The following is a 13,078-nucleotide window of genomic DNA, read 5'->3' on the forward strand; positions in this document are numbered from 1 at the left end:
ATAAGTTATAGTGGCACAACCAACAGTACATTTATCTGATTGCCGTTATAGTCTAATACATTCCCAGCAACCAATTTAAAATCGCCTTTACCTGTGCCTCCAAAATAATGCTCTAAATTTTTTACATTAAATCCTCCCTCTACATCAATTGATGCAAAGCCAGTGTAGCCGCTTCCAACTGTACCAATAAATGTCTTTGGATAAAGGTCTCCATTAGGACTTGTCACAGATAATCCATAACGACTTAAAGAAGTGGTAGCACCGCTTTGACCGATTCTTATGCCAGCTCCATAGGTTGCAGGTGTGATGGCATTGCCAGGACTTTCAACTGCTAAGTTGTCGTCGATTCTAACGAGCTGCTCATTTGCTGCATTGTAAAATATTATACTGTTAGTTGACTGAGTAATTTCAACTCGTTTGTTTCCGCTTGTTGCAGTGCGGATATTTTTTGAAACAACATCTAACGCTTCTACATATCCAGCATTGATCACATTTGTCCTAATGTAATTTGTATCAATAAGCGTGTTACTTAACATGCCACCATTAATTACGGTTGAACCTAATTTGGAAAGTTCAACAACATCCTGAAACGCTAAAGATTTAAGGCTGGAGGTTAAATTATTGTAAGCAGTTACAGCGTTATTTGCCGTGGCTTGGGCGGCATCAATTAAAGCCTGTGTATCTTCTATTGATGGGCTGTAATCAGTTGCTTTAGTTCCTTTTTCAACTTTTAAATTTTGTATTCTGAAATACTGCCAACCTATGTAAAAGAAATCTATAAACCTATAATTTGTATTGCCATTTAAGTCAAATTGTGTGACATTAAAAGTTAAACTAAAATTAACCCAACTATTAAGAGTAGAAGGATTATAACTAAATGAAGTAGTGCTATATCCTGGGCCATCGCAACCGCTTGCTTGAATTGTCATTGCCCCGTTACTACTCATTTGCCCCGATACAGTCCAAGAACCATTTGAAGTAATAACATCGTTAACCCTAACAACTCCGTTTGTTGATCCTTGTGAACCAACAGCAAAAATACCATTATTAATGTGTGTGCCGCTTGGATCAGTACCATTTGGAATATTTAATGGATTAACCATGCCGCTAATTCCAACAACCGATTTAGTTTTACCAAAAGTATTTACACCGCCAACTTGAATACTATTAATTAAAGTTTGAGAGGCCGAAACGGCGGCCGATTGTGCTGCGTTTGCTTTCGCGGTGGCATCTGCTGATGCAGAGGAAATGGCCGATGTTTGTGCAATGTTAGCTTTTGAAGTAGCAACACTATCTGCATAAGATTGAGCGGCATTAATTGTAGCTATAGCTTTTGTATCTGCATAAGATTGAGCCGAAGATAAAGCTGAATTTGCTAAGTTTTGAGCATTTAAATTCACATCAGATTGCGCTGGGCTCCAAGCTGTAGCTTTATTCCCTTTCTCAATTTTTAAATCACTTATATTGAAATATACATGGGGTATGCCTTGAAAATCTACAAAATTGTAAACTGATGGATTTGAATTATAATTTGTAACATTGACAGTAAATTTAAAATTTGTGTAGGCAGTGGTAACATTTAATCCCTGTTGTCCTTCGTCGCAAATATCAACATATACAGTCCACGGGCCATTTGCGATCCAACGGCCCGATACAGTCCACTCCCCATTTGAAGTAATAACATTTGAAATTCTTATTTCTCCGTTTCCTGTTGGTACACCTAAAGAACCAATACCATTAGTTATAGGATAGCCCCCTGAATCGCCCGCTTTAATATTAGAAGCGTAACCCATATTTGCAATACCCAAAGGAGTTGTAGAACTAAATGTGTTAACACCACCTATTTGGATTGCGTTAACCTGTGACAATGCATAAATTTGAGCCGCCGATAAAGCGTTATTACCAGCAGTTGTTGCAACTGAGGATGCATAACTTTGCGCTGATGATAAAGCACTATTTGCTTGACTATTCGCGTAAGTTTGAGTGGCTAAACTCCCCGAAATGATCAACGCATTAGTTTCAATTAAGGAGGTCTTAATATAACCACCACTTATTATGGTCGAACCTAACTGGGCTAATTCGACAGCAGATTTATAAGCAAGACCACCTAAGCTATTTTGAATTGAAGTTAAATTGTTCTGGACAATCTGGGCATTATTTATTGCAGTACTAGCAGAATTTTGTGCTGTATCAGCGAGCTGTTTAGCCTTAACGGATATTGCACTTAATAATGATACTTTTTCATTGTAGTAATTCGTGAAATACTGTCTGAAAGTAGCTCCATTGATAACATCATCCGATCCCATTGCACTAAGCAGAGGATTTAGATAATTTATTAAAGCATTATAATTAGCGGTATAAGTTGAATGTGATAGAGAATATTGATTCGCCTGCGATTGTATTATCGATACTTCACCAACAATAATGTTATATTCTTTAAGTACATTTGGTTTCTCGGATGCTGCTAAAATATTATCATTTGCGATATTTGCTAACAAGGTATTGGCTGTATTTGCAGATGATTGCGCAACACTTGCGGCGTTTGCTGCATTATTGGCAACCCCTAACGCAGTTGCAGCATTGGCAACACCAGTGTTAGCCGCACTTGATATGTTGTTGATGTTTGCAAGAGAACTACCCGAGAAAGTGATATCCCCTTTAATATTACCAGTTTCCAAATTAATTTCGACGGAACCATTACGGCCAGCAATGATGCCAGTTTTAATTCTGTTTCCAGTGATATCAGTTATGCCGTAAGTAAATTCACTATCTCTGAAACCATTATTTACTGGATAAATTACACCAGCAAGAAAATGGTAGAAACCTGGTAAATCATCAGGTTTAATTTGATCAATAGTAATTACCCAACTTCCAACTTGTGACACTTTGCTACATTTAGCGTAGATGTAATAAAATGAAGAACTAAGTAAAGATGATAGGCTCGATGAGGTCATGGTCCATGTATCACCTCCTGCTCCAGCGTTTGTTATTTCTAAATGTATTAATTGGCCTCCAGAAATAGTAACCGCATTAGGATTACCTCCGAAATTGTCGACCATTCTCACATCACTTAAAACAAAGTTTTGAGACTTTACACCGAAAATACCAAGGACAGCAGTAAGCACACCAACATTGAATTTGTCAGAATCAAACATTCCTTCAGTGTCGAAAATACTTCCCTCTAACGCTCGTAAATCCTTAGCCGATCTTTTTGACTGGATAATTCCTTGAGCAGTGACAGTTGCAATCTGTTTAGTATTATTCAATACTGCGGCATATTGTTTTACAACCTGATCATAAACAATTTCATTACCGATTATTCCAGTAACATCAAACTCGTTTACTAAAGGATAGCTTATCTCGGTGAATCTTAGAATTTCGTTTACCCCGAAGTCAACATCTATTAGTTTCGCTCTATCACCACAATTTAAAACAATAGCATTATCTCGTAAGTGCTTTTCATCAGGTTTTACACCATAGATTAATCTCTGTAACTTATTTTCATTAAGATATTTATTAGATTCAGCTTTTAATTTGCTTTCAGCGAGAATCTTATATGAAGCTGGCATTCGGACATCGATAAACGTAAACTTATTTCCAACTTCTGGCTTGCTTGTAGGCGATGGAAAATAATATCCTGATGTATCTGTAAACGGAACTAATGAAATTGTCTTTGTTGCAAAGTTGAATGATGATATTTCAAAATCCACTCCTGTTACTGGACCAGTTAAGAATGATACCTTTGGTTTCACCCCATCCTGTAAGATCAACATCAAATCAAAATCGATGTTTGGGTCTTGTATAGTGGCACTCGTTATTTTACCTCCAGTAGTTACAAATACAGGATTTGAAACAATACCTTCAAAGCGAGGGTAAATTTCTAGATTCTCATATTTGCCCATACGAACACGTTCCGTTCCAGCTGTAACACCAGGTGTTTCAACATACCTCTCTTCAAAAACTAAATTTGGCTCTTGGCCATTACGGTAAGTAGAATCTATATTTCTTGTACCTCCAATTCCGTAAACTCTATTAATTTTTTCTTTCGAAGTATCGCTTGATCGGGTTATCTGATGTAATCCTTCGCCACGGCCTAATTCAAAAGTTAAACCAGTGTTTTTCCCAGTTGAAGCAACCATGTTGATCGTTGTCCCCACGGCATTCCACTCTAAACCGAATGCTTCAGCAATTTGATCTAGTGCAGGTCTGGCGAAAGTCCAGTCATAGTTCAATAACTTATCATTAGTTAAATCAACATTGCCGACTATCCACCCCGAATCGGATAAATTGGCACTATCAATAACCATTTGCAATTGAGCACGAGCATTACCGTATAGAGGAAAGGTATGTGCTCCTAAATGCTGAACATAGACATCTAGTAAATCATAGAAACGAGCCAAGAAATCAATTTTATAACTTCTAGCTAAACTTTCGCTGTCTTTACTGAACTCTGGCAATATTCTGATCTTGTAGGCTGCTCCTCTGTGAATGATATAGTCTTCCTCTTGAAGATTAAGAAGCTGCAGGCTTTTGATAGGGCAGGAGATTAATTCCGTTCCTGGTAACTTGCCATTAAAAACAGTACTCTCATCTATGTCAATAGTGGCTATTTTGACACCTTGTCTATAAATATCTAGCGAGTTTATCATTTGAATACTGTGATTATTATAAAACAAAAATAAGCAAAAACATATCTAAAAGATATGTTTTTGCTTAAATAAAAAATGATTGTTTACTTACTTGCGCCTATACTTGAAACTTTCGATAATAAATCCTCATTGACAGCATCATTTTTGTTAATGAAATATTTATTATTCTCTTCTTTAACAATCTTCGTGTTTCCCATATTGTTTATCATATTGGTAACACTTGATTGATATTTAACAGTGTTTAAATTAAATCCTAGATTATTATAATATTCAAGTGTCCCCGAAATATCGTAAAGGTCTAAAACTTGCCCTTCCCAGTTTTTTCCAGTATTCATTTGGCCAACTGTATTGTTAAATACTTTGGCATTTGCGAATGTGCTTTTGCCATTCCAAATATTACGAGCGAATTGTTGTAACTCAAAAGCTCCGTATTTGCGGGTATTGAAGCAAACGTTATTGTAAACTTCATTTGTAAAAGGTGTTGATCCTCTCGAATACAGCCACATGCGAATACTATTTCCCTGATAGTTGGTTAATTTGTTATCATGAAACTTTCCGTTACCCTGCATGAAAAATACCCCATTGTGTAGATCATTGATTGTGTTGAAATTATCAACAATGTTATGATGTACATCGTAATTCCAAACATTTGACATACTTACGGCTGATCCAGGGCTAGAATTTTTGAAAGTATTGTAAGCAATCTCAACATCTTTGAATAAGCCTCTGTCTTCGCCAGTGTTAACATCCAGAGAATTCCCTAGATTAATGGATCCACAATTATCGAATATTGAATTCAATATTTTAAGGCCTTTATTAAGCGTCCCATCGCTGCCATTATATTGCTTATTACCATTTGAACTAATTACATAATCATCGCAATCAATGAAAGTAAAGCCTTTTATAGTAAGGTTATTCAAACCGAAATCAAACCTCAATGGTCTATATTTCTGTTTATCAAAGGTTAAATTTAATAGGACAACATTATTACCCCCTCCAACTTCTACAACTGAATTTTTGAAAGTCACTCCTGTAAAATCGATAGTAACATTATCAGCACTTTGAAAAGTAAAATAAACATTGTCGTAAACCCCTGGCTTAACAATTACATTCTTTGTTAATGCTCCCAAATCGATAGTTTTTCCACTAACAGGTGTAACCGCAATCATGTTAACAGGTGGCGGCACAACAACTGGAGGAGTAGCTAATAACTTTGTATATTCTGCTAGAACTTGAGTGGCGGTAGGCATGGCTGGCATGTTTTTAAATAGGATCTTTGTTTGTTTCCCATCATTAACTGTTACGGTAATATCACCAACCTTTACATAATTTAATTTTTGTTTCTGGTACGTGATTGTTTGAGCCATCGAACCGACAGATATTGTCAGCAAGGCAATTGAGAGTAAAATTGATCTTTTCATAATTTTAATTTAAGGTGTGTATTCTTCTAAGATTAAACCGTTCAAGCAGACGTTTCCAGTGCTGCCAATAATATTCATTGCAAAATTTATGATTCCAGATGCTGGCAAGTTTACATCAATAGATAAAGTATGGAAACCATTGTTTGAGCAATCATAAAGCGTAGTCACGCCGTTGATTACAATGTTCGTGTTACTTTCTGTTCCTGCTCCTGCAGTAATGTAAGTGCCAAATATCAACCTGTAATTCCTTGATGCATTTAATCCAGTAAACCTGTAAGTTGCATTTTGATCGATAGTATAAGTCAAGTATTTAAGTACTGATGAAGGAAATCTTACAGATGATGGTGGTGTTCCCTGATCCTCGCCTGTTATCGTGCCAGTTAAAGCCAGTAGATTGATTCCTGTATCAGCGCCTGCGCTATTTTTAAGGTTTAAAGAATTACTCGTGTACGAAGCCCAATAATTCCAATCTGTAATTGCTCCACGTACCGTGTCATCAATTTTGATATTAATGATTTGACTTAATACTGTAGAGCCACCACTTGAAACGGGTTTTGCTATTGCGCCATGAATTGCCGCTATCATGTTGTCAAATCTCCCATAACATCCCATTCGTTTGTGCCTGACTTAATTAATGTGCCTCCCGAATGCTGAATCCTTGTTTTCAATCCGTTTGATGAGTTCAGGGTAACCCCACTTGCTGGAGTTAATGTAGTTTGTCCAACTCCATATTGTTTGAAAACAAGTTGCGTACCTATTGGGAAAGCAACGGTTGCATTCGTTGGAATCGTTAATGTATTTCCTGTTGTAACATTCATTCGTACAAGCTTACCTGCATCCGTCAGGACTAAACTGTAACTGGCCACTTGTGTATTAATAAGTAAAACCTTTATAGCTGTATCGACAAAAGATGTCGTAGCTATCTGTGTGGTGTTGGTTCCCTGCGCCGCTGTTGGAGCAGATGCGACACCTGTAAAGGTAGGTCCAGCAATATTAGCCTTTAATGAAACTTGCGCTTGTAGTTTCCCTATCGCGCCAAGAATGGTATCAGAAACGGTGACGACAGCACTTGAAGCTGTAGATAACCCAGTTAGTAAAACGCCCAAAACCGTGCTTTGGATATTCGCCCAAGACTTATCACCAATAAAAAATTGGGAAGTAGTTCCAGCAGTTATTGACGCTTCTTTACCTGAAATAGCTGCATTTGACGCTGAGATACTTCCAGATATCTTTTGCAATGCCTGCATGATTGTATCAGTTGCAGCTACCGCAACGTGCGTACTCCCAGCATTAAATCCCGTCAACAAAGCCCCGACAGTTCTGGCCAATGTCCAGTATTTGTTTGTTGAACCTTCGGAAAGGCCATCTGTATTAACTAATCCTCCTGATGGCCCAGGTTCCCCTTGAGGGCCTTGCGCTCCAGTATCACCTTTTGCTCCAGTTGCGCCAGCTGGGCCAGTATTGCCAATCGGACCTTGTGGTCCTATGTCGCCCGCATCACCTTTTGGTCCAGTGGCACCAGTATTCCCTGTATCTCCTTTTGGTCCAGCTACTCCTTGGATACCTTGCGCTCCAGTATCACCCTTTGGGCCTTGACTTCCTGTAGAACCAGGAATCCCTTGCGGACCCTGGCTTCCAGTTGCACCAGCTGTGCCTGTCGCTCCTGTGTCTCCTTTGGGGCCAACTGGTCCCGCTACCATCAAGTCAGAAAATAGCACATAGAAAGGTTTGCCATCACTTCCACGAGCCACAAAGACCTTTTCGTTTCCAGTAATCGTTGTAAGCCGAGTATAATTAGTAGGAAATATTCTGTCCATTATATTATTAATTTTATTTTATTGTTATCGATATCAACCATCTGGTAGAAATCACCATCAAATAAATTGTCAAGGGATGAAGCGAAAACATCTACTTGCATGATTTTAACTTCGAGCACACAAAACTTCATTGCTCGTCTCGCATATAAAGCGGATGCTTGGAATCCATCTTTTACGAAAAAGCTCCTGAGCTTATCGTTTTGATATGTCAGTGTTCTTAAGCCTGGTGAAGAAAGTAATGCAATTAAATTTTGTACTTTTTGCCTTAAACCTGCAAAGGTCAAATCTCTAATTCCTAAAGTGAGGGTAAGCTCGGCTGCTTGCTTATTCGTCATGATTGCAACCTCTTTTCCGTAGACTGATGTCGAATCACTTTTGGGCGCTGGTCTATTCCATCGATCACCAGAAAGCTTTAGGCTTGCACCACCAAGAGCTGCAAACGAAATCCCATCAACTCCAAACTCAGCTGAAGAACTTGTCGGTTTTACACCATTAAGATTTACAATTGGTTCTCTCATTGGAATCTTTACCGCAAGAATATTACTCGATAATCGTTCCCCGTTTATTGGAGCGTTTACATATACCTGGTAGGTTCCCCAATTCGAAACCAACGGAACTAAATCAGTAAAGCTATCAATCAGTGAAACCAGAGAGTCGAACTTCGCATTACAATCCGCTTTATCTATTCCCTTCAAAAAGCCTACGAGGTCAAGTGATCTACCCCCAAAAAATATCTCTGATGCACTTACGTAAGGCTCAATACCATTCATGTTCGCCCAATTATGAAACGTTTTCCCTAATCGAGCTGGCATATCAAATATGCCCGACAAAGCGATATCGCTATTTTGCTGTACGCCTCCGATAAAAGAGACTGCACTCAAATCAACTCCTCCTAAACTATACATTACGGTTTAAACCCTCCGTTAATTAAAGATTGATAACCTGTGGAACTTCCAGTGTTTGCGATGATCTTGTCGAGCTTTTTATCAAGGTTGTCAGTATTGTTTGCTGTTCGCAACGTGTTAGCGTTGATCTGTTGAAGCTCAATGGAGTTTGCAACACCCTGATTATATAAATCACTTGAAGATTTGCCGATCATCACCAATTGCATGTAGCTATCAGACGATTGTTTAACAAGAATTTTCGTTAGATCATACTGACCCCTCCAAACACCAATTGATTTATTTGCTGTATCTTCAGTTAAGCCAGCCGCCGTGATCGTTCCTGTAGCGGATGTTGATTTCGTCTTATCGGTGAGGCTAATGCCAGTGATTGCCTCAAGGTCTTTAAACTTGTCACCAAATTCTTTTCCTAAAGCAAGATATTGCGTTTTCAAAGCATTTAGTTGATCCTTCGTTGGAGTACCTTTCGTAAACAGATCGGAAAACTCATCATAAAAGGGTTGAAGACCATCTTCCAGAAGTTTGTACTTAAAGCTATTTGTTATAGCTTTCTTCATAATCTCTTCGAAAGAATCCGCGAAGTCAGTAGCTGCATACTTTCCGTTCTCAAATAATTGAGAAAGACTATCCGCTAAACCTCCAACAGTTGTTCCAGTTAGAAGCTCATTTAACTGACCTTGTAATTCCTCAACACTTATTCCTGCTTCTTTTAATTCTTCCCTTAAAGCTTTTAAGCTTTCAAAATCAGCTTTAGCTTGGTCCTGTAGTTTACCTTGGGTATAAAGTTTTTCAAGATCGGCATACTGCGAGCCAGCAAGACTGGCCATGATATCCCATGTCTTTGCCTTACGTAACCAAGTACCGTGTTGATATCCAATTCCACTAGTGTAGCTTTCGCCTTGGAGAGAGGAGAAGATCTTATCATAGGCTTTTTGTATTTCTGGCGATTGTTTTTTAAGCAATTCCAGTTGATCAACAATAGCCTTGTAACTATTTTTGCCACGTTTTATATCATCCGATTCGCGTTTCCTAAGTAACGCCTGGTAATCTAACTCACCTTTTATAGCAGCGGCTTGATAATCGTCCGTAGCTTTCCAAGCAGCTTCTTTCGCAGCTTTCAACCCTTTGAAATAGCCAATAACACTTGTTGCCACGCTTATCGCTGCACCAGCAATGCCAATACCTGCACCGATCTTATCTGTTGTGGAAGCTTTAGGATCCTTAAATGTTTTTACATTTTTCTGTATCTCAACATAAGATCGAGCAGCATTTAAAAGAACTGTGGCAATATTTCCGATATCAGAGTTTATGCTAGAGAATTCGCTTCCCACACGCTCCAACATGGTAACGACGTTTTCTAAGTCTTTTGATGAATCATTTTTGATTGATGCCTTAAGATCATTAACTTGCTTTTGAGCTTTTGCCTTTTCTTCAGCAGATCCTTTAAAAGCTTTGAGATCGATTTCATAAAGTGCAATAGCCTCCAGAATCTGTTTTTTAGTCCGTCTACCAACATATTCAAATAGATTTTTGTAAGAACTCATTTTCTTGATCTGCGTAGCATCAAGAGCTTTTATTTCCTCTTCACCTTTGGTTATTGCCTCCTGCGCAGATGTAGTATCACCTTTTTTCCTAAAATCAGCTGCTATCGTCAAGAACTTTTCTTGAATACCTTCTCGCTTCTGAGCATAATTCTGGAATTCTTTTAGAAGGACATCGTTCTTATCAGATTCCGCTTTAATTGCTTCGTCATTCAGCTTTTTGACTGCTTCAAGAGCTGATTTCTCTGCACCAGTCATTTGAGTAGGGTCTTTAGTCAATAATTTACCCAATTGCTCTTCAACAACTTGCTGATAGGTCTTCGTTAAATTGATATCGCTATCAAACTTTTCCTTTGCTTTTTTCTCCCCGAAATCTAATTTGTATTGCTCGAATGCTGCATAAGCGACTTTTTGTTTTTCAAGTTCTGATATGAGGGTTGTAGTTTGTTGTTTATATTCTATTTCATATTGTTCTTTAGATTCTGCGTTATCCACCATTTTGTAAGTGGCTTGTCCTATAAGCGGTTTTTTCTCGCGTTTTGCTTCTAGGTTATACTTATCAATTTCTTCGCGTATTGCTTTATACTTGGCTCTATTAGCATCAATCTCTTGCTCATTCTGAGATTTCTGATTAGAAATTGCGCCTTGATAAGCATCTGAAATTTTCCCTATTAATTCAACTCTTCGGTCAGTCCATCGCTCAAACTCATCATTTTCTTTAACTAGATTTTTTCCTTCTGGATCGAACGAAAGCAATGCTTTTTGAGCATCTAAAATCTTTTTCTTGAGGGGAGCCGCCCTTTTTTTAAAATCACTAGCAGACTCGTCGAGTGCATCAAGAGTCTCAGTGTTATCTTTTACAATTTTTTCATAGAAGGCCTTGTTATGGATTGTAGGTGTGATATCAGGTTTTGTTTGTGTAAGTCCTCCAGTAACTCTTTGCTTTAATTGATCTTTGTATTTTTTATCTACCGCATCTATAATTTTTTGATCTTGATTATTTAATTCTTTTACAATATCCGTAGCTTCGTCTTGAGCAGAAAGCATGGAGCGGCCTTTGAAAAAATTTTTAAGTGAATAACCTAACCTGGTAGTAAAATCTAAGCCTTTGTCCGTTGGATCTAGGCTAGCCTTAGCATTTCTTTCTGCAATTCGTTTTACAGCCTCTGCTTTAACAGCATAAGCAGCTTCTCCTTGCAATTTTGCTTCAAGCCATTTTAAGTACTCCTCAATTGCCTTGCTGCCCTCTTTGGTGTAGACATTCTGCGCATTTAACCCGCCAAGAAATTGTGGATTTAAATCGTTAAGTTTTTTAACAGCCGCGATCCGATCATCCTCTGTTACATTTCTGTCCTTTGCAACTTTGAGTATTTCAGTAAGTGCAAGTTTTTGCTCAGCTAGCTTTCCAGAATATTCACCTTCGATTTGTCCAAGAGCCTTTGTAGCAACAGCAGCTGCACTTGTTGTCTGACTTAGAGCATAAATAGCAACCGTTAATGCTGTGATTAATGCTGTGTAAGCAATTACTGGTGAAGCTGCCATCACTGAATTTAAAATCCTTAGAGCTGCTGTCTTTGTTGTAATTGCTCCAAGATGTAATAATTCAGCAGTAGTCATTCCAACTGTTCTAGCGGCTGAAATTTGAGCTAACGCCGCTTCTAAAACCAATGCCGCTCGGTATGAGCCATATGTTGTAACTAATAATCCGATTACAGTAAGAACTTTTTCGTAGTTCTCTACAAGGAGATTCAATCCAGCAATACCATCGTTTAGTATTCCTTCGTTGCTTTTTCCTATTGCGTTAAGCATTCCGTCGAAACTATCCTCAAGATTGGATAACTGGCCAGTTAATGATTTCGATTGTTCAGCCATCAAGTTAAAGAATAAGCCTGATGAGGAAGTCATTGCCTGGAATGCCTTTTGCACTTCTGGGAAGCCAACTTTTCCAGCTTCAACTAAACCCATTACTTCGCCCTCTGCTACTTTGAATTGTGCGGCAAGTTCTTTAATAATTGGAATACCTCTTCCTGTAAATTGTTGGATATCCTTTGAATAAGCACGTCCTTGAGTTTGTAGAGTGCCATACAAATAAACAATGTCGTTTAATGGAGCACCAACACCACTGGCCACGTTACCAAGCATAGTTAGTGTTGGGACAATATCTTTTGCAGCGGTTCCATATGCAAGTAATTGCTTTGCACCACTCGCAACATCAGATAAACCAAAAGGAGTAGTCGCAGCTAATCTAACAGCCTGAGCCATCAGCTTATCTGCTTCATCCTTGCTTTTAAGCATGGTGGTAAAGGCGATTTCCAATTGTTGGAATTCGCCTCTAACGCGAATGATGTTATCTATTAAGTCTTTAGCACCCGCAAACGAAGCGTAACCTGCAGCTAATCCTGCGGCTCGTTTTGCCCAGTTTTCTAACTCACTGCCTTCATCTTTGATTTTTTTTGTTAAACCAGAAATTCTAGCTTCGATACGAGCAGCTACACGATCAATCTCACTATCATCGATAGTTGCTTTCCAGCCTAATGCTCCATCTGTAACTCTAACTCCCATTTAAAAACCTGCTTCTTCTAAACTATTTTGTACTTCTGATTTTTTGTTCTTTGGTGATGATGATTTTTTGTCGTTATCATCATCATCCTTTATCGATTTTATTTCTGGGATTACTGCCATCATCATTTTTAGATTGGCCCAACTTGTGCCTCTTAGGCAAAACTCCCAATCCATCGATGGATAATA

General features: G+C 38.4%; 7 protein-coding genes. All 7 read right to left on the minus strand.

The genetic code is table 11. The features are described 5' to 3' along the window. Nucleotides 1-5: 5 nt before the first annotated feature. Nucleotides 6-4,649, minus strand: a complete 4,644-nt coding sequence (locus tag ACZZZI_RS14335; protein ID WP_463489779.1) for a hypothetical protein — start codon at nt 4,647-4,649, stop codon at nt 6-8. Between the two features lie 83 nt (nt 4,650-4,732). After that, nucleotides 4,733-6,070 (minus strand): hypothetical protein, encoded by a 1,338-nt coding sequence (locus tag ACZZZI_RS14340; RefSeq protein WP_463489780.1) that lies wholly within the window; start codon nt 6,068-6,070, stop codon nt 4,733-4,735. 9 nt (nt 6,071-6,079) lie between these two features. Beyond that, nucleotides 6,080-6,655 (minus strand): hypothetical protein, encoded by a 576-nt coding sequence (locus ACZZZI_RS14345; RefSeq protein ID WP_463489781.1) that lies wholly within the window; start codon nt 6,653-6,655, stop codon nt 6,080-6,082. Beyond that, a complete protein-coding gene (locus tag ACZZZI_RS14350) occupies nt 6,652-7,887 on the minus strand; it encodes a hypothetical protein (protein ID WP_463489782.1) in 1,236 nt (411 codons plus the stop codon). The genes ACZZZI_RS14345 and ACZZZI_RS14350 overlap by 4 nt, the downstream gene beginning before the upstream one ends. Continuing rightward, a complete protein-coding gene (locus ACZZZI_RS14355; protein WP_463489783.1) occupies nt 7,887-8,792 on the minus strand; it encodes a hypothetical protein in 906 nt (301 codons plus the stop codon). Before ACZZZI_RS14355 ends, ACZZZI_RS14350 begins: the two co-directional genes overlap by 1 nt. Then, nucleotides 8,792-12,892 carry a tape measure protein gene (locus tag ACZZZI_RS14360; protein WP_463489784.1) on the minus strand — a complete coding sequence of 1,367 codons (4,101 nt, stop codon included), beginning with the start codon at nt 12,890-12,892 and terminating at the stop codon, nt 8,792-8,794. The genes ACZZZI_RS14355 and ACZZZI_RS14360 overlap by 1 nt, the downstream gene beginning before the upstream one ends. Beyond that, nucleotides 12,893-13,066, minus strand: coding sequence for a hypothetical protein (locus tag ACZZZI_RS14365; protein WP_463489785.1), 174 nt, complete (start codon nt 13,064-13,066; stop codon nt 12,893-12,895). Nucleotides 13,067-13,078 lie beyond the last annotated feature (12 nt).

Source organism: Pedobacter sp. AC190 (assembly GCF_979258025.1).

Excerpts from the sequence above, each read along its gene's own strand:
- ACZZZI_RS14335 (WP_463489779.1), bottom strand. The coding sequence starts at position 4,649 with ATGATAAACTCGCTAGATATTTATAGACAAGGTGTCAAAATAGCCACT.
- ACZZZI_RS14340 (WP_463489780.1), bottom strand. The coding sequence starts at position 6,070 with ATGAAAAGATCAATTTTACTCTCAATTGCCTTGCTGACAATATCTGTC.
- ACZZZI_RS14345 (WP_463489781.1), bottom strand. The coding sequence starts at position 6,655 with ATGATAGCGGCAATTCATGGCGCAATAGCAAAACCCGTTTCAAGTGGT.
- ACZZZI_RS14350 (WP_463489782.1), bottom strand. The coding sequence starts at position 7,887 with ATGGACAGAATATTTCCTACTAATTATACTCGGCTTACAACGATTACT.
- ACZZZI_RS14355 (WP_463489783.1), bottom strand. The coding sequence starts at position 8,792 with ATGTATAGTTTAGGAGGAGTTGATTTGAGTGCAGTCTCTTTTATCGGA.
- ACZZZI_RS14360 (WP_463489784.1), bottom strand. The coding sequence starts at position 12,892 with ATGGGAGTTAGAGTTACAGATGGAGCATTAGGCTGGAAAGCAACTATC.
- ACZZZI_RS14365 (WP_463489785.1), bottom strand. The coding sequence starts at position 13,066 with ATGGATTGGGAGTTTTGCCTAAGAGGCACAAGTTGGGCCAATCTAAAA.